This window comes from Collinsella aerofaciens, from assembly GCF_039062365.1.
Lineage (GTDB): Bacteria > Actinomycetota > Coriobacteriia > Coriobacteriales > Coriobacteriaceae > Collinsella.
This window is the reverse complement of sequence record NZ_JBCJBI010000010.1, coordinates 1-24,330: the sequence shown is the minus strand read 5'-3', so window position 1 is coordinate 24,330 and position 24,330 is coordinate 1. Positions and strand designations below refer to the sequence as shown.

24 protein-coding genes are annotated in these 24,330 nt (G+C 58.5%); 7 read left to right on the top strand and 17 right to left on the bottom strand.

Features of this window, described 5'->3' with window-relative positions; translation table 11 throughout:
• Positions 1-125 precede the first annotated feature (125 nt).
• From ABCN01_RS06355 to rnd, 9 genes are all read right to left on the bottom strand, one after another.
• Positions 126-1,304 carry an acetate/propionate family kinase gene (locus ABCN01_RS06355; RefSeq protein WP_117820680.1) on the bottom strand — a complete coding sequence of 393 codons (1,179 nt, stop codon included), beginning with the start codon at positions 1,302-1,304 and terminating at the stop codon, positions 126-128.
• Positions 1,305-1,467: 163 nt separating this feature from the next.
• Entirely contained in the window at positions 1,468-2,646 is a 1,179-nt protein-coding gene (locus ABCN01_RS06350; protein WP_342996608.1) for an acetate/propionate family kinase, read from the bottom strand.
• A gap of 121 nt (positions 2,647-2,767) precedes the next feature.
• Positions 2,768-3,928 (bottom strand): MFS transporter, encoded by a 1,161-nt coding sequence (locus tag ABCN01_RS06345; protein ID WP_342996609.1) that lies wholly within the window; start codon positions 3,926-3,928, stop codon positions 2,768-2,770.
• 119 nt (positions 3,929-4,047) lie between these two features.
• Complete coding sequence (locus ABCN01_RS06340) at positions 4,048-4,938, bottom strand: LysR family transcriptional regulator (RefSeq protein WP_342996610.1); 891 nt, start codon at positions 4,936-4,938, stop codon at positions 4,048-4,050.
• A gap of 41 nt (positions 4,939-4,979) precedes the next feature.
• On the bottom strand, positions 4,980-5,315 hold the full coding sequence (locus ABCN01_RS06335; RefSeq protein WP_035137921.1) for a histidine triad nucleotide-binding protein: 336 nt from the start codon (positions 5,313-5,315) through the stop codon (positions 4,980-4,982).
• A 49-nt stretch (positions 5,316-5,364) separates the two neighbouring features.
• The gene (xseB, locus tag ABCN01_RS06330; RefSeq protein ID WP_006234311.1) at positions 5,365-5,631 is read right to left on the bottom strand and encodes an exodeoxyribonuclease VII small subunit; all 267 of its coding nucleotides are present in this window, start codon (positions 5,629-5,631) and stop codon (positions 5,365-5,367) included.
• A 42-nt stretch (positions 5,632-5,673) separates the two neighbouring features.
• Positions 5,674-7,125, bottom strand: a complete 1,452-nt coding sequence (xseA, locus tag ABCN01_RS06325) for an exodeoxyribonuclease VII large subunit (RefSeq protein WP_342996612.1) — start codon at positions 7,123-7,125, stop codon at positions 5,674-5,676.
• A gap of 115 nt (positions 7,126-7,240) precedes the next feature.
• Positions 7,241-7,945 (bottom strand): zinc metallopeptidase, encoded by a 705-nt coding sequence (locus tag ABCN01_RS06320; protein WP_117855647.1) that lies wholly within the window; start codon positions 7,943-7,945, stop codon positions 7,241-7,243.
• Positions 7,946-8,009: 64 nt separating this feature from the next.
• Entirely contained in the window at positions 8,010-9,143 is a 1,134-nt protein-coding gene (gene rnd / locus ABCN01_RS06315; RefSeq protein WP_342996613.1) for a ribonuclease D, read from the bottom strand.
• Positions 9,144-9,241: 98 nt separating this feature from the next.
• On the opposite strand from rnd, the gene ABCN01_RS06310 reads away from it, so the two are divergent.
• From ABCN01_RS06310 to ABCN01_RS06290, 5 genes are all read left to right on the top strand, one after another.
• Positions 9,242-10,159, top strand: coding sequence for a diacylglycerol/lipid kinase family protein (locus tag ABCN01_RS06310; protein WP_117766165.1), 918 nt, complete (start codon positions 9,242-9,244; stop codon positions 10,157-10,159).
• A gap of 408 nt (positions 10,160-10,567) precedes the next feature.
• The gene (locus tag ABCN01_RS06305) at positions 10,568-12,370 is read left to right on the top strand and encodes a C69 family dipeptidase (RefSeq protein ID WP_342996615.1); all 1,803 of its coding nucleotides are present in this window, start codon (positions 10,568-10,570) and stop codon (positions 12,368-12,370) included.
• A gap of 407 nt (positions 12,371-12,777) precedes the next feature.
• Positions 12,778-13,350 (top strand): hypothetical protein, encoded by a 573-nt coding sequence (locus ABCN01_RS06300; RefSeq protein WP_342996616.1) that lies wholly within the window; start codon positions 12,778-12,780, stop codon positions 13,348-13,350.
• A gap of 212 nt (positions 13,351-13,562) precedes the next feature.
• Entirely contained in the window at positions 13,563-15,314 is a 1,752-nt protein-coding gene (locus tag ABCN01_RS06295) for an ABC transporter ATP-binding protein (protein ID WP_342996617.1), read from the top strand.
• Entirely contained in the window at positions 15,307-16,053 is a 747-nt protein-coding gene (locus ABCN01_RS06290; RefSeq protein ID WP_342996618.1) for an energy-coupling factor transporter transmembrane component T family protein, read from the top strand. Before ABCN01_RS06295 ends, ABCN01_RS06290 begins: the two co-directional genes overlap by 8 nt.
• A gap of 124 nt (positions 16,054-16,177) precedes the next feature.
• On the opposite strand, the gene ABCN01_RS06285 is transcribed toward ABCN01_RS06290, so the two are convergent.
• Positions 16,178-16,924 carry an aspartate/glutamate racemase family protein gene (locus ABCN01_RS06285; protein ID WP_040358337.1) on the bottom strand — a complete coding sequence of 249 codons (747 nt, stop codon included), beginning with the start codon at positions 16,922-16,924 and terminating at the stop codon, positions 16,178-16,180.
• A gap of 84 nt (positions 16,925-17,008) precedes the next feature.
• The gene (locus ABCN01_RS06280; RefSeq protein ID WP_117629769.1) at positions 17,009-18,265 is read right to left on the bottom strand and encodes a carboxylate--amine ligase; all 1,257 of its coding nucleotides are present in this window, start codon (positions 18,263-18,265) and stop codon (positions 17,009-17,011) included.
• Positions 18,266-18,499: 234 nt separating this feature from the next.
• Between ABCN01_RS06280 and ABCN01_RS06275 the strand changes: the two genes are divergently transcribed.
• A complete protein-coding gene (locus tag ABCN01_RS06275; protein ID WP_342996621.1) occupies positions 18,500-19,132 on the top strand; it encodes an MOSC domain-containing protein in 633 nt (210 codons plus the stop codon).
• A gap of 234 nt (positions 19,133-19,366) precedes the next feature.
• A complete protein-coding gene (locus tag ABCN01_RS06270) occupies positions 19,367-20,500 on the top strand; it encodes a coiled-coil domain-containing protein (RefSeq protein ID WP_342996623.1) in 1,134 nt (377 codons plus the stop codon).
• 38 nt (positions 20,501-20,538) lie between these two features.
• Here the strand turns inward: ABCN01_RS06270 and ABCN01_RS06265 are convergent, their stop codons facing one another.
• The 6 genes from ABCN01_RS06265 to ABCN01_RS06240 all read right to left on the bottom strand — a co-directional run bounded on the left by ABCN01_RS06265 (position 20,539) and on the right by ABCN01_RS06240 (position 24,127).
• On the bottom strand, positions 20,539-21,912 hold the full coding sequence (locus ABCN01_RS06265; RefSeq protein ID WP_342996624.1) for a serine/threonine protein kinase: 1,374 nt from the start codon (positions 21,910-21,912) through the stop codon (positions 20,539-20,541).
• A 98-nt stretch (positions 21,913-22,010) separates the two neighbouring features.
• Positions 22,011-22,433: an XRE family transcriptional regulator gene (locus ABCN01_RS06260; RefSeq protein ID WP_271747220.1), complete on the bottom strand. Its 423-nt coding sequence runs from the start codon at positions 22,431-22,433 to the stop codon at positions 22,011-22,013.
• Between the two features lie 39 nt (positions 22,434-22,472).
• Positions 22,473-23,015, bottom strand: a complete 543-nt coding sequence (locus tag ABCN01_RS06255) for a DUF4352 domain-containing protein (protein ID WP_342996626.1) — start codon at positions 23,013-23,015, stop codon at positions 22,473-22,475.
• Between the two features lie 164 nt (positions 23,016-23,179).
• Positions 23,180-23,503, bottom strand: a complete 324-nt coding sequence (locus ABCN01_RS06250) for a hypothetical protein (protein ID WP_343014233.1) — start codon at positions 23,501-23,503, stop codon at positions 23,180-23,182.
• A gap of 29 nt (positions 23,504-23,532) precedes the next feature.
• On the bottom strand, positions 23,533-23,874 hold the full coding sequence (locus tag ABCN01_RS06245; protein ID WP_050766086.1) for a HigA family addiction module antitoxin: 342 nt from the start codon (positions 23,872-23,874) through the stop codon (positions 23,533-23,535).
• Entirely contained in the window at positions 23,846-24,127 is a 282-nt protein-coding gene (locus tag ABCN01_RS06240) for a type II toxin-antitoxin system RelE/ParE family toxin (RefSeq protein ID WP_006234335.1), read from the bottom strand. Before ABCN01_RS06240 ends, ABCN01_RS06245 begins: the two co-directional genes overlap by 29 nt.
• Between the last annotated feature and the right edge of the window lie 203 nt (positions 24,128-24,330).

Below are 24,330 nucleotides of genomic sequence, written 5' to 3'. Positions count from 1 at the left end.
GTCGTTGCTGAAAGTGCAGACGTTGCTGGTGGCGATCACTTTGGGAATCGGATTTCCGCTTGCTAGCAAAAAGGCCTCCGGAGCTGCTGCTCAGGAGGCCTTTCGTTCAATCGCAAGCGAACGCGTTAGTTGTTCTTGGTCAGGCGCTCGACGTCGTGGGCGATCATGTATTCCTCGTCGGTGGGGATGACCATGACCGTGACGGCGGAACCGGCGGCACTGATGACCTGCGGGCCGTTGCCCACTGCCTCGCGGTTCTTGTTGTTGTCGATGCGTACGCCCAGCCACTCAAAACAGTCGCAGAAGGCCTTGCGGATCGACCAGTCGTTCTCGCCGATGCCGGCGGTAAAGGTGATGGTGTCCACGCCCGCCATGGAAGCAATCATAGAGCCGGCCTGCTGCATGGCCTTGTAGGCGAACATATCGAAGGCGAGCAGGCAGCGCTCGTCGCCCTCAGAGGCGCGTGTACGGATGTCGCGGGCGTCGTTGGAGATGCCCGAGATGGCAAGCAGACCAGACTGCTTGTTCATCATGTCATCGACTTCCTGATAGCTGTAGCCGCCCTCACGCTGGAGGTAGCACACGGTGGCCGGATCAATGGAACCGCAGCGAGTGCCCATCATCAGGCCGTCGAGCGGCGTGAGGCCCATCGTGGTGTCGCGGCACACGCCGTCCTCGATAGCAGCGAGCGAAGCACCGTTACCCAAATGGCACGAAAGCAGACGGTGGCAGCGCGAACCCAGGATCTCCTTGGCCATCATCCACTCATAGCGGTGGCTCGTGCCGTGGGCGCCGTACTTGCGCACGTGGTACTTGTCGCACACGTCCTTGGGCAGCGCGTAGGTATAGGCGACCTCGGGCATGGTCATGTGGAACGAGGTGTCGAAGACCGCCACGTTGGGCAGCTCCGGATACTTCTCACGGCAATACTCAATCGCCGCGGCCTCGCCGTAGTTGTGCAGCGGGGCGAGCGGGGCCACCTCGAGAATCTTGGCCATAACTTCGTCGTCAACAACTGCGGAATCATCGAAGTGCCAGCCGCCCTGAACGATACGATGACCAATGCCATCAATCGTAAAGTCGGTCTTCTCGAGCTCCTCGAGCACGCGAGCGATAGCAGAGCGATGATCGGGGAAAGGGACCTCCTCGGTCTGCTTGGCGCCACCGTTCTCGGAGTGGCCAAAGATGCCCATGTCCGAACCGATACGTTCGCAGTTGCCCTTGGCGAAAACCTCGCGGGTATCGGTATCCAAAAGCTGATATTTAAGGCTTGAGCTGCCGGCGTTGACAACAAGTACGTTCATGAGACTCCTTTGCAGTGCAATACGGTCGACGCAGACCCCTTAAGGTGGCCGCATTTTAATAAGAAGTTATCATATCTTGATAAATAGCTATCAGCATATCGCCCAACGAGCGCAAAAGAGGGGCCGAACGGCGCTCGGTCGTCCAGCCCCTCCCCTCTTGCAATTACTTGCCGTTGACGATGCGCTCGACGTCGGAAGCGATCATGAACTCCTCGTCCGTGGGGATGACGAAGATCTTGACCTTGGAATCCTTGGCAGACAGGCACCAAGCGCCGTCACCACGCAGGGCGTTGCGGGCATGATCCATCTTGACGCCCATAAAGGCCAGACGGTCGGCAACGCCGGCACGAACGGCCGGAGCGTGCTCACCGATGCCAGCGGTGAAGACCAGCGTGTCCATGCCGCACATGGAAGTAGCCATCTCGGCGGCCTTGGCGGCAATCTTGTAGACAAACATGTCGAAGGCGAGCTGAGCATCGGGGTCACCAGCGGCGGCGAGCTCCTCGACGTTGCGGCAGTCGTTGGTCTTGCCGCCGGTCACAGCCAAAAGGCCGGACTTCTTGTTCATCATCTCGTCGACCTCGTCGAAGGTGTAGCCGCCCTCGCGCTGCAGGTAGCACACGGTAGCCGGGTCGATAGAGCCGCAGCGAGTTCCCATCATGACGCCGTCGAGCGGCGTCAAGCCCATGGTGGTGTCCATGCACTTGTCGTCCTCGATGGCGCACAGGGAAGCGCCGGAGCCGATGTGGCACACGACGACCTTGCGGGCCTCGCCGTTGGTCATCTCGGCGACCTTCTTGGAGATGTAACGGTAGCTGGTGCCGTGGGCGCCGTACTTACGGATGTGCAGCTTGTCGCAGACGTCCTTGGGCAGGGCGTAAGTCTTGGCGACCTCGGGCATGTTGAAGTGGAAAGCGGTGTCGTAGACCGTGACGTTGGGCAGGTCGGGATACTGCTCGAGGCAGTACTCGATAACGTTGGCCTCAGGGTTGTTGTGCAGCGGCGCCAGCGGGGCGACCTCGCGAATTTTGGCGAGAACGTCCTCGTCGACGAGGGAGGAGTCGCCAAAGTACCAACCGCCCTGAACGATACGGTGGCCAATGCCCTCGATCTTGACGCCGTTGGCCTCGAGGTCCTTCAGAACGACCTCGATGGCGACCTTGTGGTCGGGGAACTCGATGTTCTCGGTCACCTTCTTGGAACCGTTGGCAGCGTGGGTGAAGGTACCGCCGGTAAAGCAAACGCGCTCGCAGGAGCCCTTTGCGGACACCTTGTGGGACTTGGTATCGATGACCTGATACTTAAGGGTCGAAGATCCTGCGTTGACGACCAGAACGTTCATGTGTCTCCCTACTAACAGGCGGTGTGGCGCCGCCAGGTTACATACGCTTCAATAATAAACCCAAACGCCCTCGCGCTCGGGTTTATTGGCGTTGATATATAAGTTATCGGTGTCTAAATACTCATGTCCTTTGGCTTGTAAGACGAAATAGCGCGGGAATATACACCAAAGAAGAAATCCCGAGCGCGACAAGCAATACGACTCGAATGCCCGCAGCGCTGCTCAACACAGCGTTGAGCAGATAGAAAAGAACAGCACCCACCGCCACCATCTGGCTTTGAACCGAAATCAATGAACAGCGCATCGAAGAATCAGCAGCATTTTGAAAAATTGAGTATTTAATTGGAGCAAATAACGAGTAAGCGACCGTCTGCAACACATAGAACACGGGCAGCAAACAGACCGGAGTAAAGGGAATCAAAAACAGAGCAGTCAGGGAAAGGCGCACAATGCCGCAAATACGCGCAAAACGGCCCTTGTCGACACGAGCAATCACACTGGGAACAATAAACCCTATGGAAGCGGAGGCAAGGAGCTGGACCGCAATGGTCACACCCGAAGCGACGGCATTCATTCCGCGACTCGCAAGCAGCAGTGAGAAAAAGTCTTCCAGAGCGACAAAAGCAAATGCCTGAGAACAGTCCATGATGAACGCCGAACGAAGAATGCCATTACGCGCAATAGCGGCACCGATTATCTTCGGACTAATTCCACGCTCAGGTGTCGCCGCAGTACCTCCTCTTCGCATCTCAGGAATGCAGATAACAACAACCAACGTCAACACCATTGCGATGATATCTGCCGAAAGACCAATGAGATATGCACCGACGGACGAAATGAAACCGCCCACACAAGCGGAGATGGCATAAGAGGCATAGAAAACAAATCGCTCAACGACATTAAGTCTTACGAGCTGGTCCCGAGAGACGCTGTCAATGTAAATCGCTTCTATGGATCCGCTCACACATGCAGCGGCAAAACCTTTGAGAGCAAACGCGCCGATTAAAAGCAGAGGAGAACGGACGAGGAGTAGGGCGGCGTAGTATCCAAGCATCCCCACGACGCCAACGAGACCACTTGTCTTTCGTCCAAACCTATCGGCAATATAGCCAGTGGGAACTTCAAGGATGAACTTGCTCACTTGATATGCAATCATCATGCTAGAAATCGCCACCATCGAGAATCCGACGAATTCAAGGTAAACCGTCAGAAAATACAAAATGGTGCTGAAGTTCGACAGAAAAACAAACGTCATATAAAGCAAAACCGTACGGTTTTTCATGCTCCGCCCTCCAAGAGTCAACAATCTAAATCGGAATCTTGGAAAAGCATGAGGGCAAAGCCGTCAGTCATGTGTTACAAGGCGTCAACATTCACTTGACGACACGAGGCCAAATGGCCTCACGAAGCAAGATGACGCAATAGGTGAAGAAATACCGTCTGGTGTCGATCGGTCCAGGCATTTTGTCGATAGCAAAAGTAGATGGGCAAGGCTACGTCATGCGAGCCTTCAATAGAGTACTCGCTCACTTCCGACCCATCTGATGCGAGAGAAGAGCCAGAAAAACCCAATATCAATCCCCCGGCTTGAAGAAACTCAGCCTGCGCTCTGTTTCCGTATTCGACGTCGCGGAAGCGAAAATTAACCAGCTGAGCTTCGGGGCATTGATTGATCGCATTGAGACAGGACGACAAATTAATGGGAACAGCTAACCTGCCGCCCAGTAACTCACGAACGGTCATAGCACCCACAGATTGATGACCCGCTGGGCACGAAAGAACCTTGAGCTCCTTTTCACCCAAGTATTTCGAAGAAAGGACACTGTCCCTTGGTTCCTCAAATGAGATGGCCGCATCCGAAATGCCAAGCACAAGTGATTCAAAGCATGTAGCCGTTGGCTGATGCCAAACATCAAGGTGAATCTGAGGGTGCGAGCTTTCAAACGAGTCGTACCAGTTTTCGGAAAAAAGACGCCCCCGCCCGTGAAGACAGGGGGCGTAAAGACGGAAATGGCCGTCGGGCGAAACGCCGCCGTTCCCCGATTGAGCGTACTTTTTGAGATCGTCGACTTGTGCCAGGATCACGCGCGCACGACGCGCAAATTCTCTGCCCGCCGGAGACAAAACAGCCTCCCCCGCCAATCGGTTGAGCAAAACGATCTGATACTCAGATTCCAACTTTTTGATTGCCGACGAAACGGCCTGCGGACTCACATGAACGGCGCGAGCTGCTTTGCGCACGCCACCATAGTTCGCTACCGCTTGAAGGTATTCGAGTTGAGAAAGCTGCATAGATTACTCCAAAGGCAGCCAAGGCGACGGACTACGCGCCCTCAGATGAGGTTCTCGCCCAGGTTTTTGCCGCCGAGGACGTGCATGTGGAAGTGCATGACGGTCTGGCCGGCGTTGACGCCCTTGTTGGAGATGACGCGGAAACCGTCCTCCAAGCCCTTGGCCTTAGCGACCTCCTGGATGGCGTGAGCCATGGCGCCCATGGTCTCGGCCGGCACGTTATCGGCGATATCGCTGTAGTGCTTCTTAGGGATCACGAGCGTGTGGACCGGCGCCTGGGGGTTGAGGTCGTCGAAGGCGATGACCTGGTCGTCCTCATAGACAACGGTCGAGGGAATCTCGTGGTTGGCAATTTTGCAGAAGATGCAATCGCACATGTTTGGTTCCTTTCTCACAGACCAAGGTAATTATATTTGGTCGGGATGGTTAGAACGAGAGGTTGTCGTCGGTGTTGGCGGCTTCGCCGTCGGCGAGCACGTCATTGCCGTCGACGTCCTTAAGGAGCACCGAGACCTTCTGCTCGGCATCGGACAGGCGGGTGCGCAGGCTCTTGAGGAGCTCGACGCCGCGGGTGTAGCTCTCGAGCGACTCCTCGAGCTCCATATCGCCCGACTCCAGGCTGCGGATAATGAGCTCCAGCTCCTGCGAAGCCTGCTTGTACGTAAGCTGCTCGACCGGGGTCTTCTCTGCCATATCTGTTTCCTTTCCTAAAGGTTTATCGCTATGAAACGCGGTCTACTCGACCGTATCGACCGTTGCCGCAACGTTACCGTCTGCCATGCGCACGCGGATGGCGTCGCCGGGCTTAAAGGTCTTGGCGCTCGTGGCCACACCATCATCGCTGTACGCGATGGAATAGCCGCGAGCAAGCACCTTGAGCGGTGACAGGGCATCGAGTGAGGCTGCCGCACGGCCCAGGTCGGACGCGGGCTTGTTGAGCATCGTGCGCCCCTGATGCTCCAGGCGGGAACTCGCAAGCGTGAGCGCATGGCGCTTGCCATCGAGCCCCGAGGTGCTTGCGATCAAGCGCTCGGGCAGACGCTCGAAGTTGGAACGGAAGGCCCCGACCGAACGCGTTATGGCGCCGGACAGACGATCGGCCGTCAGGGCAAGCTCGGACTCGCGACGCTCAACCATAAATGTCGGATCGTTGAGACACGGGCGGCATGCGGCCGCATCGAGCGCGTCGCCCAAGCGAGCCGTATAGGTATCCCAGGAACGACGGCCACGCTGATCGAGCATCTCCAGGTCGACCTGGGCCGACCCAATCATCGATGCCATCGCGGCACCCAGACGCTGATGGCGCGCCTCGAGCACATCGGCCAACTCCGTCATGGCCGGCGCCACCGATTCGGCCGCCGCCGTGGGCGTGGAGGCGCGGCGGTCGCTCACCATGTCGCAGATCGAGGTATCGGGCTCATGGCCAATGCCGGTCACCACGGGCACAGGACAAGCCGCCACCGCGCGGGCAAGCTCCTCGTCATTAAAGGTCATAAGGTCCTCAAAGGAGCCGCCGCCGCGCACCAACAAAATACAGTCGGGCGCCGGCGTAATGGAAGCGGCGCGGCGCAAGCCCTCTATGAGCTCTGTCGGAGCACCCTCGCCTTGAACCTTGGCGCCCACGCAGACGAGCTCGACGAGCGGGTTGCGACGACGCAACGTGCGCTTGACGTCGTCGATTACGGCACCCGAAAGCGAGGTGACGACCGCCACGCGGGAGCAGAACACCGGGATGCGGCGCTTGCGCGCTTCGTCCATCAGGCCCTCGCGGCGTAGCTTTTCGGCCAGCTGCGCCACTTGTTGACGCAGCAGACCCTCCCCCGCCAGCGAAAACGAGCGGGCGACGAAGCTCATGCGACCCGTGGGCTTATAGAGGTTGAAGCTGCCCTTAAAGCTCACCTGCATGCCGTCACGCAGATCGAAGGTACGCTTGAGATAGGCGCCCTTCCAGATGATGCAGTCGACGGCGGCCGAGTCGTCTTTAATCTGGAAGTAGCAGTGGCCGCTTCGGGCGTTGGGACCACGGAAACCCGTGACCTCGCCCAGGACACTCAGCTGCGGAATGGCATCGAGCGCACCAGCGGCGATCTCCACCGCCTGGCTCACGCTGAGCTCCTTGCGCTCCTGCTCATCCGAACCGTCAAACTCGGCGGAAACGGCATTGCCGGTTAGATTCCAGCCTGCCACGCAGCCTCCTTTCGTCATCGTGCACAAGGGCTTCGGCCCTGCGCAAATTCAAGTCCAACACATAGTACAGCGCCGCGGGGACACGAATCCCCGCGGCGCCCAGCGACCCAATTTGTTATCGGTTGGAGTTTCTGTTGTAGCGAGCCATAAGATAGAGCAGCTGAATAATCGAGGTGAGCGCAGCGGCAACATAGGTAAGCGCGGCGGCCGTCAGCACCTTCTTGGCACCGTTGACCTGCTTGGAACTCATACCCGACTGCTCAATATATGCCACGGCGCGTCGGCTGGCGTCAATCTCGACAGGCAGCGTAACGAGTTGGAACAGCACGCTAAAAGAGAAGAAGATCAATGCGAGGGTCGTGAGTCCCGCGATGTTCATAAACAGACCCATGAGTAGCACGATGGTCCAAGTGTTCTGGGTAAAGTTGACGACCGGCACGAGGGCGGTGCGTACCTTCATCATGGCATAGCCGCTTTGACGCTGGGCGGCATGGCCCGCCTCGTGGCAGGCGACGGCAACGCTTGCGACCGAACCGCCCGAACGGTTGGCATCCGACAGATACAGGTTGTTATCCTGCGGGTTGTAATGGTCGGTGAGCTCACCGGCGACACCCTTGATACCCACGGCATTGCAACCGTTGGCGTCAAGCATGCGGCGAGCAACCGTGGCGCCCGTGTCGCCGTCCGAGCGAACCTTGGACCAGGTCTTGTACGTCGAATTGATATAGCTCTGCGCAGCAAGGCCAAGCACCGTGCAGACAAGAACAACCAGCAGGTACAGCGGGTCGATGCCAAAGCCGTAACCATAGTAATAAGGCATGCGAATTCCTCCGAATCGAGTTACACGTTGGAGGCATTCTACCCACTCAACCGGCTAGGCTTCCCTACAGGAGCTCGATTTTGCCGTCCTTCACCGTCAACCCCATATTGCCGGAAAGCAGATCGTCCAGGCGCGAGCCCACGAGCTCAAAGCGCCAGCCTTCGCGCAGGGGGCTTTGCTCAGGATGCTCGATGTAATCGGCTAGGTCATCGCGCGAGGCAATGACCGAGGTCGCTACGCCCGAGCGCTCAGCAACCAAGCGAATAAGCGCATACATCAGGTCGGTCACGCTCTCCAGCTCCGGCGAAATCTGGCGATGCCCGCGCACCATGAGCGGCAGGCGATCGTGCGGGCAGCTCGCGCCGCGCTTGATGGCCATGAGCGCGCCGTCCACATCGCGCTCCCCCAGCTGATCGGTGCCGCGGATGCTGCGGAACTCCTCGACACGCACGGGATTGCGCTTAACCAGGGCCAGCAGCGTATCGTCGGACATGACCCACTTGCGCGGGATGTTACGCCGCTCGGCGCGGTCCTCGCGCCAGGCGGCGAGCTCGCGCGCAATGCCCAGCTGATGGCGGCTGCAGGAGTTGATGCGCTTGACCTTGCGGAATGCCTCATGGCGGTCGGCGCGGTAGTGCGACTCGTCGGCAAGCGGGCGCAGCTCATCGAGCACCCAATCCACACGGCCCAGCTCGCGTAGGCGGCTCATCATCTCGGTATAGGCAACGATCAGATACTTGACGTCATCGATCGCGTACTCAATCTGCTTATCGGTCAGCGGGCGGCGCGACCAATCGGTCAGCGACTCGGTCTTGGGCAACGAGACGCCGCAGAACGTCTGCACGAGCGCGCCATAGGAAATCTGCTGGCGCTCGCCCAGAAAGGCGGCGGCCACCTGCGTGTCAAAAATGGGACGCGGCAGCACGCCCACGGTATGGAGCATAACCTCCATATCCTGCGAGCAGGCGTGAAACACCTTGGTCACGCTCTCATCGCCCATAAGCTCGGCGAGCGGCGACAGGTCGACGATCACCAAAGGATCGACCGCGACGCTCTCGGCAGGGGTGGCAATCTGGACCAAGCACAGGCGCGGGTGAAACGTGCGCTCGCGCAAAAACTCGGTATCGACGGCAATCGCGTCAAACTCACGGGCGCGCTGGCAAAAGTCGAGCAGAGCCTGATGTGTGGAAATGTACATATCAACCCATCGAATAAGGTTAGGCCCGAAAAACACGGGTAGGATATCGGCATTGCCTTACAACTATACTCGGTTAGTCACAGAACGGGAACGTAAGTATGCGCTGCCTTATCATCCACAACCCGGCATCGGGCCCCAGCTCAGATGAAATCTACGCGTTCACGCACGCCCTCGCGCAGGGCGGCGACGAGGTCGTGATGCGCTTTATCGGCGATGGCATGGAACCCGAGGACGCCGTGGCGGACGTGCGCGAGTTTGATCGCGTGGTCGTTTCGGGCGGCGACGGCACCGTCTCCAACGTGCTCGATCAGATGCGCGGATGCGGTGTCCCCACGCTCGTCTTCCCCTCCGGTACGGCCTGCCTGTTCTTCAACAACATCGGCAATGCCCCTGAGGCGGCGGCGCTCGCCAAGGCCTGCCGCGCCGGTCGCACGGTCAAAGTGGACATGGGCGAGCTCTTTTGGCTCGACGAGGACGGCAACGAGAAGCGCCACGGCTTTATCATCATCGCCGGCTCGGGCTTCGACGCCGAGATCATGATGAAGGCCGCCCCCACCAAAAACGATATCGGCGAGATCGCCTACTTCCTCTCCGCGCTCGCCACGCCCAACCCCACGGTGGCGCACTTTACCATTGAGCACGACGGCATTGTCGAGGAGCTCGACGGCATTTGCTGCATGGCGGGCAATACCTCGGTCATCCAAAACGACATCAACCTGTTCCCCGACTGCCGCATGAACGATGGCATGGTCGACATTGCGGTCATCGAACCCGTGCGCACCGTGCAGCTGTTGCCTACTGTGATCACCGCCGCACTCGACCCCGCCGGCAAGGTACTCGGCCGCCCGCAGTTCAAGATCATCCAGACCAAGGAAGCCAAGATCACCTGCACGCCGTCGCTGGGCATGCAGTTCGATGGCGAGATCATCTCCAGCAACTCGGGCGTCTTTGGAGCCCGCGCGCTTCCGCAATGCCTCGACCTCATCGTCGACGAATTCTCACCGCTTGGTAAATAGGAGGACCCCATGAACGACAATCCCCTGATCGGCTTTATCGTCATCGTTTTGGCCATGCTCGTCGGCTATGCGATCAACGTGATCCACCGCCGGAAGAAGTAATTCCACATTGGTATGATATTCATCCAATTATCGTCTCCCCTGCTGTTTATGCATTTGCCGAACAGCGGGGTTTTTCTTTGCGCCCCGTGCAAGGCGCTTTATTCAGGTACAGTAATTGCAGGGTGCCTTTATTTAAGTAAAGCTACGAAATGAGTATTCTTATCCGCTCATCGCATATTTTGGGACGCTCATCGAGTATTTCGTCGAATTAGATGAATACTCTTTAGACTTCCGATAGGCTAATAGATGTATTTATTAGCTGAAGCTCCGTACGGTTTCGCGGGGTTTCAACGGTTGGGAGGGATTATGAGGTTTACTCATCCTGTCAACACGCTCAAAAAGCTCGGCTGCGGCCTTGCGTTTGGAGCAGCGGCCATCATGGCCATGCCGACTTCGGCACTCGCCTGCACCCAGATCTACATGGGCAGCAAGCTCACGGCAGACGGCAACACGTACTACGGCCGTTCCGAGGACTTCGGTCCGCGCTACATCAAGCACTTTGGCATTGAGCCCGCACACAAGGACGGCAACGAGTACACCTCGGTCGAGTCCGGTTTTGAGTACAAGTCCAAGGGCGCAACCTACCGCTACACCTTCGTTCGCGACAACCCCTCACAGTGGGAAGATCGTTACGACGCATATTCCGAGGCCGGCATCAACGAAAAGGGCGTTTCCTGCTCTGCTACGCTGAGCACCTCCTATAACGAGAAGGCAGAGGAAGCCGACCCCGTCACCGAGAAGACCGGCATCGGCGAGTACAACTACGCCAGCGTCATTCTGGGCGAGAGCGCCACGGCCCGCGAGGGTGTCGAGCTCCTCGGCAGCCTGATTGACGAGCAGGGCGTCTGCTCCAACGACCAAATCATCATCGCCGACAACAACGAGACCTGGCTGTTTGCAGCACTTTCCGGCCATCAGTGGATTGCCATGAGGCTCACCGACGACATCGCCTCGCTCAACCCCAACATCGGCAACCTCACCTATGATGTCGACTTAGACGACACTGAGAACTGCCTCCACTCCGAGGACATCGAGTCCATGCCAAAGGAGAAGGGCTTTGCCGAGTACACCGACGGCAAGTTCGACGTCGCCAAGACCTACGGCGAGGAGATTAGCGAGGCCGGTATGCACCAGTGGTCGCGCTATGTCCAGGGCCGCGATTACTTCATGGCTCCGCTTGCCGAGGGCACCGACTACGAGATCGTCAAGGACGAGCGCGAAGACGCTCGTGCCACGACCGGCGCCCTGGTCCACGAGATGCAGCCGCTGTTCTTCACACCCGGCAAGTCTGACTGGAACACCTTTGAGATGATTCGTTCCTTCGCTGCTCGCGGAGAGAACGTCGCCGGCCTCAACGCCAACACCGACGGCGCCTATGCCATCGGCTCCAACCGCAACACCGAGATCCACACCTTCCAGATCCGTCACGGCATGGACCCCGAGATCGCGACCATTCAATGGGAGATGCTCTCCAACGCCGAGTTCTCCGTCGCCATCCCCCTCTACTCCGCACTGCTCACCGAGGTCAGCCCCTACTTCAGCGATCAGGATGTCTCCTTCGATCACTGCGAAGAGGAAGACGTCGTGAACAACGAGGAACCCAAGAACTCCATCAACTACGTCCTCATGGACATCAACACGCTCGCCTATGAGAATCGCGACCACTGCGCCACCGGCGTCCGCGCCTATCTCGACGCCCTGCAGAAGGAACTCATCGAGCAGAACCTGACCGTCGACGAGGCCATGCAGGCCGAAGAAGGCACCGAAGCCCGCACCGTCCTGGCCAACAAGGCCGGCAAGGCTGCAACCAAGAACACCTATGTTAAGTGCAAGGCCATGCTCGAGGAGATGCGCGACTACCTCCAGGAGGGCGATTTCTCCGAGGAGTTCGTCCCGAGTGACTACGATGCTGACAACGACTGCCTGGTCGAGTCCATCACCTACGCCGACGAGGCCCTTTCCGATGAGGACGTGGCCGAGCCCGAGGCCGAAGAGGAAGAGGCCACCGAGGAGAAATCCGAGGGCAACAACATGGCCGCCATGGCCGTTGGCGCCGTCGTCATCATCGGTGTCTGCGCCTACGTGATCTATCGTCGCAAGAAGGCCTAAGACCCTCATGTCCTAGCTGAGCGGGCGGGGCACATGAGTCACCACGCCCGCTCAGCCCGCTCTTTTGACCGACGGGAAACCCGCCTGAAATCTTTTCAAAAAAGATTTCCCCGCACACACTTTGCTGTGCTATAGTGCAGCGCAACAGCAACTAGGTGCGACCGCGCCACGGCATCACGAAAGGAGCCACCAACATGAAGAACACAATGAAGTCTCTCAACAACTGGTGGTGGCGTGATGCGAATACGATCGGTCGACAGTGAGTCCCTCACGCCTGTTTTTGCGCTCTAGGTGATTGGAAGGCCTCCGGTTTCGACCGGGGGCCTTTTTCTATCTCGAGCCCGATCGCATTCGCATCACGCGCCTCCGCTTTTCTCTTGCACTCCCATTCCGAAAGGATTTTCACCATGTCTCAGAACACCACCGCCACCCAGCCCCGCACCGTCCAGACCGCCGACCGTGGCAAACTCGATGTCCGCGCCCTCGTCCTGCTTGCCATCCTGCTCGCCGCCGGCTTCATCCTCAACTTCACCGTCGGCAAGGCCATCTCGGGCATCTCGGGCGGCATGATCAGCCCCGAGTTCATCATCTCGGCCTTCTGCCTCACCATCCTGGTCGTTCGCCCCAACATCGGCCAGGCGCTCGTCATTGGCCTTATCTCGGCTGCCGTGATCCAGATCACCACCACTTCGCCGTTCGTCGATTTTGCCGCCGAGGGCATCGCCGCCATGCTCATGGCCGCCATCGTCAACGCCGCCGGCAAGGGCGGTCAGGTCAAGCCCGCCATCGCCATTGTCGCAACCTTCCTGACCACCTTTGTCTCCGGCGTCATCTTCATGGTCATCAAGATGGCCATGCTCGGCGTGGTCGGCGAGCTCGCCGCCGCCATGCTGCCCGTCGTCGCCATGACCGCCGTCTTTAACGCCATTCTGGTCGGCGCCCTCTACTTGCCCATCCAGAAGGCCCTGAAGCTCAACTAACCCGCTCGGCTTTACGAGCCACCCCATCTTGGCGTTCATTCGTCGCTCGCGCTCCCAAGCACGCTTCGCTCCTCTTTCGCGCTAACCTGGGGTCCTTCGTAAAGCCGTCTCCGTGCTTCACCACCAAAGACTGTCCCAAACGGCTAGCTTTTGGGGACGTTCTTAAACGACTAGTCATTAAAGAACGTCCCCAATGACTATGAAAGGTATCCATGGAAACGATCATCAACGTCGACGATGTCTCGTTCTCCTATGGCACGCAGACCGAGCAGGCGCTCAGCCACATCTCGCTCAGCGTGAACAAGGGAGATTTCATGGGCATCATCGGGCCCTCGGGCGCCGGCAAGTCCACGCTTGCCGCCTGCCTGTCAGGTGCCGTGCCCCACCACTACACCGGCGCGTTCTTTGGGTCCGTCATGGTTGACGGCCATGACACCTGCGAAGCCTCGCTCACCGACGTGTCACAGATCGTCGGCAGCGTGCTGCAGGATATCGACACGCAGATGGTCGCCTCGGTCGTCGAGGACGAGATGCTCTTTGGCCTCGAGAACTTTGGCGTTCCCCACGACCAGATCGAGCAGCGCGTGAGCGAAACGCTCGAGACCGTCGGCATCAGCGACCTGCGCGACCGCGAGATCGCCACGCTCTCGGGCGGACAGAAGCAAAAGGTAGCCATCGCCGCCATCCTCGCCATGCGCCCGCGCGTCTTGGTTCTCGACGAGCCCACCGCGGCACTCGACCCCGCCAGCTCCACGTTGGTCTTCGAGACGCTGCGTGAGGCAAACCGCGCACTTGGAATCACCATCGTCGTCGTTGAGCAAAAGGTCGCCCTGCTCTCGGAGTACTGCAACCGCGTGCTCGTGCTCAACCATGGCGAAATCGCGCTGCAGGGCGAGCCACACGAGGTCTTCGCGCATACCGACGAGCTTCGTGCCATCGGCGTCGACTGCCCTCGCGTCACGCGTATCTTCAATAGCCTCGAAACCGATGGTCTAGTAAGCGGTACCCCTTGCTTGGATGTCGATGAGGCCGAGCGCCTGATTTCGGGCATCGTCGACCCCGCACGCGCGGCTATCGAAGCCCAGGCGCCCGCCGGTTCCCCGCATGCACCGTCGTTGCGCCCTCATGCCAAGGACGCCGAACCCGTACTCACCTTCGACCATGTTGAGTTTGCCTATCCCAATGGCGGAGCCGCCGTACACGACCTTAGCCTGACGCTCTATCCTGGCGAGCTCGTGGGCATCGTCGGCCAAAACGGCGCCGGCAAGACCACACTCACCAAACTGCTCACAGGCCTGCTTAAGCCCGCCTCGGGCAGCGTGCGCGTCACGGGACTGGATACCGCAGCCGTTCCCACGAGCCGCATCGCTCGCGAGGTCGCGACCCTCTTCCAAAACCCCGACCGTCAGATCTGCAAGGACACCGTGCTCGACGAGGTCGCCTTTGGCCTGGAGCTTGCCGGCATCGACCGTGCCGAGGCGCTGCGTCGCGCCCAGCTCGTCATCGACCGCTTTGGCTTGCCGGCCGACGAGGCGCCCTTCTCGCTCTCGCGCGGTCAGCGACAAATGGTGGCGCTTGCCTCCGTCGTAGTGGTTGAGCCCAAGATCGTCGTGCTCGACGAGCCCACGAGCGGCCTTGATTACCGCGAGTGCATGACCGTCATGGAAACGGTGCGTACCATGGCCGAGCGCGGTTGCGCCGTTATCATGGTCTGCCACGATATGGAAGTCGTCTCCGACTTTGCCGAGCGCATTGTGGTAATGGCCGACGGTCGCATCCTCGACCGCGGCCGCACGCACGAGCTATTCTCGAACATCGATCTCATGCGGCGTGCCTACGTGGAGCCTCCCCAGGTTATTGAACTCTCGCGCCGTCTGGCATCTTCCGTCTCGCCCGCTTTTGCGCAGGTGAGCGAGGTCACCGATGTCGTTCGAATTGCCAAGGAGATGGTCCACCGTGGTTAACGTCATCGACTACATGCCGGGCGATACGCTGCTGCATCGCCTGAATCCCGTCGTCAAACTGGGCCTCGCCGCCGCCATCATCGTCGGCTTCTTCTTGTCCGACACCTACGTGGCGCTGCTGGGCTTTTTGGCACTCACCCTTGCGCTGGGTGCGTATGCCGGCGTCGTCGACCGTCTGTTCTCGCTGCTCAAGTTGCTGATTCCGCTCGCGCTTATCATGCTGGTGCTCCAGCTGGCCTTTATGCGCGATGGCAACGTGGTGTGGGGCTTTATCACCGACACGGGTCTCATCACAGGATCGAAGGCCTGTCTGCGCCTGCTGGGTGTGGCGTTACCACTCATCCTCATGCTCATGGTGACCAAGCTCAACGACCTTGCCAACGCCTGCGTCGAGGTGCTGCACGTGCCGTATCGCTATGCCTTCACCTTTACCACGGCGCTGCGCTTCGTGCCGGTGTTTGGTCAAGAGATGAACGCCATCATGGAGGCGCAGACCGCACGCGGCGTCGAGTACGACACCAAGAACCCCATCAAGAAGCTTAAGCTCATGCTGCCACTGTGCGTGCCGCTGCTCATCTCGAGCGTGGGCAAGACCGATGCCACAGCCTTGGCGGCAGAACAGCGCGGCTTCTATCTGCGTACGCGCGCCAGCTCGTACAAGCGCTACCCCATCAAGGGCCTAGACATCGCCGTGCTCATCGTCAGCATCGCCCTCATCGCCATCGGCTTCCTGTTCTAGTTCACCACTGACAGCAACCGCCCAACGCAAAAGGCCTCGGCTCGCACCAAACGAGCCGAGGCCTTACTGTTTCACCAGATAAAACCTACCAAAATTAACCTGTCCCTTTTTGACAGGTCGGAAGCTAGAGGCGGTAGGGAGCGCCGCTACGGATGATGGATTCGCGCACCAGGACATCCATGGCGTCGAGGGTGATCTCGGGCATCTCTCGGTACTTTTGCAACACCGAGAGCTCGGTGCAGGCCAGAATGACGCGGTCGCAGCCGCTACGGGCGAACTCCCACATCACGCGGTCGAACTTATCCATATCGGGCTCACGTCCGGCCTTCACATCATCGTAGATAAGCGACATCACATCGTTCTGACGTTTCTCGCTGGGATAGACAACCTCAACACCCGCAGCCTTACATTCGCGGCCGTAGACACCCGCGCCCACGGTTCCGTCGGTGCCCATGATGCCAATCTTGTGCACCGGCTCGGCCGGCATACTCAGGTTGGGGTCGAACTCGCACTCCCCCATCACCGCACCGGCCAGAGCATAGCGCACCGACTCACGCGGCATGTGGATAATCGGCACCTTCGTAAACGACTGGATCTGGTCGTAGAAGTAGTGCGACGTGTTGCAGGGAATGGCAATGTGCGCACAGCCCAGCGACTCGAGTGCCTGGGCACACTCTTTCATGGTCGCCAGCAGCTTGGCATGCTCGCCGGTCTTAATGGCCAACGTGCGGTCGGGCATGGTCGACTTGGAGAGCACCACCATGTCGATATGTTCCTGATCGCAGGCAGCAGCCGTATGACGCACCACTTGGTCGTAGTAATACGACGTGGCCTCGGCGCCCATGCCGCCGATAACTCCCAGCTTTTCCATCGCCGCCTCCTTGGTGACGCTTGCGCAATTGCGCGTATCATACCCGCGCCCGCCCGATGCAAACCGGACGGGCGCCGCGCTCATCTACTTGTAATACGTCTTGAACAGCTTAAAGTGGCGCAGCTTGGTGTGCCACATGCGCAGCCAGCGGTTAAAGACAAAGTCGCCCTTCATAAACGAAGGGTCGGCGCCCTTGCCTTCCTTGTCCAGGCGATGCACCTTAGCGCGCAGCTCGGGATCCTTGACGTACTTGTCGACGACGCCCATGGGGACGACCATCCACAGGGCCTCGTCCTGAGCCGTCACAAACTCCGGCTCAAACGGACGGTTGAACACATACTCGTCCACCACATACTTGGCAACGTTAAAGCCGCTGTTGGTAACGTAGTAGTTGCTGCGGCCCTGGCGCGTGTTGAAATCGAAGAACTTAAACGAGCCGTCGCGCTCGTCGTACTTTACGTCAAAGTTGGAATAGCCCACAAAGTGAAGGTCCTCGAGCAACTTGCGCACGCCGCCCATGAGCTCGTCGTTGGGCTCGGTAATGATACAGGCATGGTTGCCGACACCGTGGGGCTGATGCTCCTCGAGCAGCACATGGCCCAGGCACATCATGCGGACCTTACCGTTGCGGTCGGAATAGCTGGTGAGCACGCGCATGTACTCGTCGTTGCCGGGCACGCGATCCTGCAAGATCAGGTCGTCGGTGTAGCCGCTGGCATACGAATCGCGAATGACCTGTTCCAGCTCGGCGCGGTCGGCAATCTCATAGGCCTTTTTCTGGCCCTCAAATTCGTGCTGCCACCACATGATGCCGTCAGAAGGCTTCAGAATCATCGGGTAAGGAAAATCGATCTGGTCGAGCACTTCGGCAGGTGCCTCGCCTTGGGCGTTCAGCATCGCCATGGTGAAGGTAAAGGTATGCGGATAGGGCACACCATGCTTCTCGCACAGCTCGTAGAAGATCTCCTTCTTCTGGCACTGCTCGAGCATGCTGTAGGGCGCGTAGGGAGCGACGATGTTATCCGCCAGCTCATGAGCATCCTTGGCTTGAGCCACGAGAGCGACATAGTTGTCGCCGCAGCCCACAAGGACAATAGTCTTGTCGGCATGCGCTTGGGCAATGCCGTTGACGGTTTTGAGCATCACGGGCATGGTGTCGATATCCACGTTGGGCGTGTAGTCGATAATCTGGCTGCGGTACGCGGGACCCGTCTGATACTTGCCAAAGACCAGACTCTTGACCTGGTACTCCTCGTAGAAGGCGCGCGCCACCGAATAGGCGTTGATGTCGCCACCAAGCAGCACGGGAATGAACTCGCGCTCTGTAAATTGCAATGCCATGGAAACTTCCTATCATGAACTGCCCACACAACGGGCGGTCTTTGCGCAACTGATTTATTCTAGCGTGCCAAGCCGCCGGCGCCCAAAGCTCCACCGTATCTATGGCAATCGACGTAATCGTCCAGCACGAAGGCCAGCACGAAGACGGCGCTCACCGTTGTATGACAACGGGCAATGAACCTACCATTGTTGTAGGATTCAGTGTATTGACATCCTCGAGCGAAAGGCGCGCACGTGCCCCAAGACCATCCGACCGATAATCCCATCCTCAATGCCGCGAGGCGCGAGCTGGCGAAACGTGCGAAAGCGACCGCTCCCCTGTGCACGGCAAACGACGCCTACAACGGACCCGCCCACATCGTCTCGATCAACACGTCGGTACACAAGGGCACTCGCAAGTCGCCCGTCGCCGATGGACGCGACACCGTTATAGAGCAATTTGGCCTCGCCACCGATGCGCACGCCGGACATTGGCACCGTCAGGTTTCCTTTTTAGCCGCGGAGTCCATCCAGACGGCGCAGGCACGCGGGCTCGACGTACACGAGGGTGACTTTGGGGAGAACTTCACAACCCGGGGCATCAACCTGCTCTCGCTCCCTTTGGGCACACAGCTCAAGCTTGGAAGCGACGTGCTCGTCGAAATCAGTCAGATCGGCAAGGTCTGCCACACACGCTGTGCCATCTACTATCTTGCCGGCGACTGCATCTTTCCCCACGAGGGCGTTTTTGGCGTGGTACTAAAGGGTGGAGAGGTCTACGCCGGCGATGATATCCAGGTAATCAAACTCGGCGACGGCACCTGTTCGTTCACCCCTGCCGAGGCCATCGAAGAGATTGAGCAGGCTCGCCAGAAGGGCACGCTGTAGTTGTAAAACCCCACGTTGAGATGGCTTTTACAGCCTTAAACTCCTCTCAAACAGGGCTCTGTAACGTTAAAGTTGAACTCTATGGTTTCTCAACAATTCACCATTTCTGCAGGTCAAGGCCAAAGCCTCAAGTTCAACTTGACCCTTTGGAACCTTTAAGGTTCAAGTTGAGGTCGAAAGCAGTAGTAGAATACCGTTCGAACCATAACCTACGATTGATTGCAGAGGGACTGGATGCAGCATTCGAATCATCGCACCGCAGCGCTCATTGCGTCGAAGCCGGCTCGTATCATCACGAGCGCCGCGCTCGCCGTTGCGCTGACGGCCACGCCGATGCTCTCCCCCGTTGCGGCGTATGCCGCCTCGCAGGCAACGCAGGACCAGCTTTCCGCAGCCCAGCAGAAGATCGAAGCCGCCACGAGCGCCTACAACGACGCCCGCACCAAACTCGATGATCTGCAAAAGCAGATTGACTCCAATGAGGCAAGCATCGAGGAAATCGAGGCCAAGCTTCCCGAGCAGCAGGCCAAGGCAAGCTCCGCCATGCGCGATCTGTACAAGTATCAGAAGGGCACCAATCCCATCGTGAGCTTCCTGGTCAACGCACAGAGCCTGGGTGAGTTCATCACGACCTGCAAATACACCAACCAGATCACGAGCTCGAGCGTCGACGAGATCGAACAGCTCAATAACATGCAAACCGAACTCGAGCAGAACAAGGCTGAGCTCCAGCAGGCCAAGTCTCAGCTTGAGGCAGAGCAGAAAAACGCCGAGGATGCGCTGGCGCAGGCCCAGCAGCTCCGCAGCGAGGCTCAGGCAAAAGCCGAGCAGGAAAATGCCGCCGAGCTTGCCAAGCTTGAGGCCGATAAGGCCGCTGCCGCCGAGAAGCTCTCGGGCGAGGGCGTAAGCGGCAGCAATTCCAGCAGCCAGGCCACCAACACCAACACCACCATCGACACCACGCCGAACAACTCGAACAGCGGCAACTCCGATTACGATTCGTTCATTAATGAGTGGACGAGCCGCATTGACAATTATCTCGCCGGCTCCCCCATGGCAGGCCAGGGGTATAACTTTGCCGTCGCCGCTTGGAATACCGGTGTCGACCCCCGTTGGTCCCCCGCCATCGCCTGCATCGAGAGCACCAAGGGTGCTTATTGCGCCAATTCTTACAACGCCTGGGGCTGGAGTGCACGTGGCGGCGGTTGGCGCAGCTTTGGCAGCTGGAGCGAGGGCATCTCCGCTCACGTTGCCTATCTGGGCGCCAACTACGGCTCCACCCTTACCCCGGCAGCGGCCAAAAAGTACTGCCCGCCCACGTGGCAGGACTGGTACAACAAAGTCGCCGCCCAGATGAACCGCATCTAAGTGCAACTGCAAAGGGCCCCAATGGGGCCCTTTTTCTTTTAGGTAGCGGAGGTATCGACAACGCCGGTCGCATTGGCAACCGCGACTATGACGATTGTGCATAGGAGCAGCACACCCAATGCCTTGAGCCAGAGTTTCGCGAGTTTCTTGCCGCGATAGCTGTCGAGCAGTGCGAATCGTCGACGAAGACGGCGCTTATCGAGCAGCGCAAAATGCATAAGCACTATAAGGCCATCGACAAAGAAAAAATACTCGACTATGAGAAGCCACGTCGGGTAGCTTTGGTTTACTCCCGTGGGGTGAAAGACGGCAAAGTGACTTCCGGCAAAGAACACAAGCAGCGAGAAGCAGACGAGCGTATTCCAAATGCGCCCCAGAGACTCCGGAACGCGAGAGAGCAGACCGCATGCAGCGGAGGCGGCAGGCCTAGAAAGCCTTGCGGGGTTCTGGAGCCCTTGGGACGCCAACACCGTCTCCGAGGCCGGAGTACGGACAGGCGCAGGAGGCCGCACGGGGCGACTCAGATCGTATGCCGCGCGCGTCGCCCGTCCCAACGCTTCCGCGCTCGCAAAACGTTTGGTCGGGTCAAGCGCCATCGACATGCAGATGACATCGGCAAGTGGAGTGGGAATGCCGCGCGCCTCGCATTGCTCGCGCATGTCGAGCCCTGGTTTAGGGTCGACTCCCGTCAAGCAGAAGAACAACAGGGCGCCAAGTGCGTAGACGTCGCTGCGCACACTCGTCTGCCCAAACCCATACTGCTCGGGCGGCGCATAGGGTCGCGTGCCAAACTTGACGGTGTCGGCATCGGCGCCATCGCGCCATACGCGCGCGATCCCCAGGTCGATAATCACCAGCGATGAAAATGTCAGGCCGTCATCAGGCGTATAGTTGGCACCTGTCACGATGATATTCGACGGCTTGAGGTCACGATGGATCACCGGCGCCGACGTCTCCCCCGCCATTGCAAAACCGGCATGGAGCTCGCCCACGGCGTCGCAAAGGACAGGATACAATTCATGCGCATAATCGGGGGTGGCTCCCAGACGGTACACCAGCGCCCCGAGCGTCTCCCCTTCGATGTATTCCATAACCACGTTGAGCTCGTCGCCCACACGACGACAATCGACGATTCTGGGCAGGTGCTCAAAACGCCTGCCTGCCCGCTGAGCGGCAAACAGACGCTCGTATGCCCCGCCGATTTGAGCCGAAGCATCGATGCGTTTACGAACAAAGGGACCGAGCGAACCACCGCCGGTTCCTTCAAAGTACACGAGCTCGGTTGTTTCAACGGACGAGCGCTTAAGTACTCGCTCCACGCGATAGCTGTCGTCGCGATCGAGCGACGCCAGGTGCTCGGCAAGCGCTGCGGTCAGCTCGTCATCGGAATATGTTGGGGTCTGAGTATCCATAGGCTCCATCATAGCGCAGGGCGCAGACACCTCATGGCATCCGCGCCCCGTTCGTTTGCATCGTTGTTCGGCAGCTCCGCCGGCTCAGATATCAGCCGCTAACTCACCGTCTCCTCGCCAAAGCGATACAGCTCCTCGTTGACCTTTTGGAGGCTGCACCCGCGATCGATGCAAAAGATGATAATCGCATCGCGGCGGTCCTTGCAGTTAAGGACGCTTACCCCGGCAGCCGTCAGCGCACGGTTGGTCTCTTTGAGCGTCAGCGCCATCGCAAAGGCAATCTGCAGCACCTTATTGCGACTCGGATGACGCGCGCCGGTAAAGATCTGATAGCCAAAGGTCTCATTGAGATCGGCCATACGAACCACGCGCGAGCGCTCCAAGCCCTTTTCCTGCAGTAGCTGCTTCAGGTAGTTCGAAAGCGACGGGGTGGCAAAGTCGTGTTCTTTGATATAGCCATCGATGTTTGGCGCGTCGAGAAGCTCATTGAGCAACTCGTCAGTCAGCTTTTTATCGGGCATACGACTTCACCTCCCATACGGCGCAACGGTAGCGACATGCTAGGCCAACACCCAGCTTGCAGTGGCAGACTTATCAAACATGTTGGCAAAATACAGTGCCTTCTTGATATCGCCATCAAAGTAGATATTGCCCGCCACAGAGCCACCAGCGGCAAGGGTACCAGACTGCAGCTCATCGGAGCCCTCGCTGTAGTAACCCTGATTCTGCTGAGCGCCGTTGGCGTCCTCGCCCTTCCAGTCGTAGATGTTGTAATCTGCGCCCTCATCACCATTGTTGACGTACGTGACGTGAATGCCCGTTATGGTCGAACCGTCATAATTTGTGAGGCCGGGCTGGACGGAATCGACAACGACGGAAAGACCGGCAGCCGTGGTCACCGTCGCACCAACCGCCAGGTCAGTCGTAGACTGCTCTTCCTTCTTCGCCTCTTCCTTCTTGTCGCCATCGCCAGCGTCCTCGGTGACGGTCGCCTTATCGCTACCACAACCGGTAAGAAGACCGGCAGTCCCCAAGGCGACGGTGGCGAATGCGCCCAGTGCAGCGCGACGGCTCAGCAGCACTTCGTTTTCAAGCTTTTTCATCATGCATCCTTCCTACGATCCGGCTACCGTGCCGGCACACAGCACATCGTAGGAAGGATTAAACTTGAATTCATTAGCTGAGAGCTAAGGCTGCGGTAAACGGCCAATGCAGTTATCCAAACGCCGAGCAAACGCACTTTGCGCAACCGTCTGCTGGCAGTGCATCAACCCACCGTGACGGATTCCCCGGTAAAGGTGCTCACAAGCAACAGGATAAAGAAGGCCAAATAGCTGATGCTCAGCAGGTAGGCGATGACCAAAAAGGCCATCCATCCTACATTGGTCTTACCGTCGGCGCGGCGCTGCTCACGACTGCGATAAAGCCAAATCGTCACGCCGATAGCAGTGATAAACAGTACGAGTGCCGCCGTAGCCAGCCCAGCAAGCACAAACATCACGCCAATGCCCACAGCGATGACCGGAAGCAGCAGCAAACCGCACCCGCATCCACCCGGACTATATACGGCAGACTGTCGGCGTCGCCTCATCGCCGCGCCACCCCCATCATCTTTGAGCACTACAGTGCGATAGCCTGCTGAACAGGAACGATCTTGTCGAGTTCCGGTTCGATCCGCCTTTTCTCGGCCTCAAGGTCAAACGCCACCTGAGCGCGCAGCCAATAACCATCCGTCAGGCCAAAATAACGGCAAAGACGGAGGTCGGTGTCGGCCGTCACGCGACGTTTTCCCAAGACAATCTGCCCGATACGCTGAGCCGGAATCCCAGTCTCTTTCGCAAGGCGATATTGAGAAATGCCCATGGGAACAAGAAACTCCTCTTTGAGAAGCTCACCAGGAGTCACCGGCGACAGCAAATCGGCCGAAGTCTCATCACTTGTGATAATCGACGATTTCGACATTCCAAGCCATCTCCTGTCTCCACTCAAAACAGACCCGATAGCGCTCGTTAACACGGATGCTATATTGACCGGCACGATCGCCCTTCAAAGCTTCCAGGCGGTTGCCCGGTGGAACGCGAAGATCATCAAGCGAAGCACAGACCTGCAGTTGGCGAATCTTCCTCAACGCAACACGCTCAAAGGGCACGAACCTCCTGACCCGCACACCCATGGCAAAGCGTTCGGTATCCTCATCTTTATACGATGCAATCATAGTATCGCCTTACGTTAGTAACGTCAAACGTTTCTATAGACTTACATCTCTATTATATCGTACGTTTGTTCGTGTTTTCTAGAACAAATAGTCCTTTGCGCCTTAGTCAAGCAAAAGCAATCGTTTGCCTTGATTCTCATTTTCATTGCAACAGCCTCAGGACTCAGCGCAACGCGTTGCGCTGAGTCCTGAGGCGCGAATCC

Coding starts and splice junctions, on each gene's coding strand:
- ABCN01_RS06355 (WP_117820680.1), bottom strand. CDS start 1,304: ATGAACGTACTTGTTGTCAACGCCGGCAGCTCAAGCCTTAAATATCAG.
- ABCN01_RS06350 (WP_342996608.1), bottom strand. CDS start 2,646: ATGAACGTTCTGGTCGTCAACGCAGGATCTTCGACCCTTAAGTATCAG.
- ABCN01_RS06345 (WP_342996609.1), bottom strand. CDS start 3,928: ATGAAAAACCGTACGGTTTTGCTTTATATGACGTTTGTTTTTCTGTCG.
- ABCN01_RS06340 (WP_342996610.1), bottom strand. CDS start 4,938: ATGCAGCTTTCTCAACTCGAATACCTTCAAGCGGTAGCGAACTATGGT.
- ABCN01_RS06335 (WP_035137921.1), bottom strand. CDS start 5,315: ATGTGCGATTGCATCTTCTGCAAAATTGCCAACCACGAGATTCCCTCG.
- xseB (WP_006234311.1), bottom strand. CDS start 5,631: ATGGCAGAGAAGACCCCGGTCGAGCAGCTTACGTACAAGCAGGCTTCG.
- ABCN01_RS06320 (WP_117855647.1), bottom strand. CDS start 7,945: ATGCCTTATTACTATGGTTACGGCTTTGGCATCGACCCGCTGTACCTG.
- rnd (WP_342996613.1), bottom strand. CDS start 9,143: ATGTACATTTCCACACATCAGGCTCTGCTCGACTTTTGCCAGCGCGCC.
- ABCN01_RS06310 (WP_117766165.1), top strand. CDS start 9,242: ATGCGCTGCCTTATCATCCACAACCCGGCATCGGGCCCCAGCTCAGAT.
- ABCN01_RS06305 (WP_342996615.1), top strand. CDS start 10,568: ATGAGGTTTACTCATCCTGTCAACACGCTCAAAAAGCTCGGCTGCGGC.
- ABCN01_RS06300 (WP_342996616.1), top strand. CDS start 12,778: ATGTCTCAGAACACCACCGCCACCCAGCCCCGCACCGTCCAGACCGCC.
- ABCN01_RS06295 (WP_342996617.1), top strand. CDS start 13,563: ATGGAAACGATCATCAACGTCGACGATGTCTCGTTCTCCTATGGCACG.
- ABCN01_RS06285 (WP_040358337.1), bottom strand. CDS start 16,924: ATGGAAAAGCTGGGAGTTATCGGCGGCATGGGCGCCGAGGCCACGTCG.
- ABCN01_RS06280 (WP_117629769.1), bottom strand. CDS start 18,265: ATGGCATTGCAATTTACAGAGCGCGAGTTCATTCCCGTGCTGCTTGGT.
- ABCN01_RS06270 (WP_342996623.1), top strand. CDS start 19,367: ATGCAGCATTCGAATCATCGCACCGCAGCGCTCATTGCGTCGAAGCCG.
- ABCN01_RS06265 (WP_342996624.1), bottom strand. CDS start 21,912: ATGGATACTCAGACCCCAACATATTCCGATGACGAGCTGACCGCAGCG.
- ABCN01_RS06260 (WP_271747220.1), bottom strand. CDS start 22,433: ATGCCCGATAAAAAGCTGACTGACGAGTTGCTCAATGAGCTTCTCGAC.
- ABCN01_RS06255 (WP_342996626.1), bottom strand. CDS start 23,015: ATGAAAAAGCTTGAAAACGAAGTGCTGCTGAGCCGTCGCGCTGCACTG.
- ABCN01_RS06250 (WP_343014233.1), bottom strand. CDS start 23,503: ATGAGGCGACGCCGACAGTCTGCCGTATATAGTCCGGGTGGATGCGGG.
- ABCN01_RS06245 (WP_050766086.1), bottom strand. CDS start 23,874: ATGTCGAAATCGTCGATTATCACAAGTGATGAGACTTCGGCCGATTTG.
- ABCN01_RS06240 (WP_006234335.1), bottom strand. CDS start 24,127: ATGATTGCATCGTATAAAGATGAGGATACCGAACGCTTTGCCATGGGT.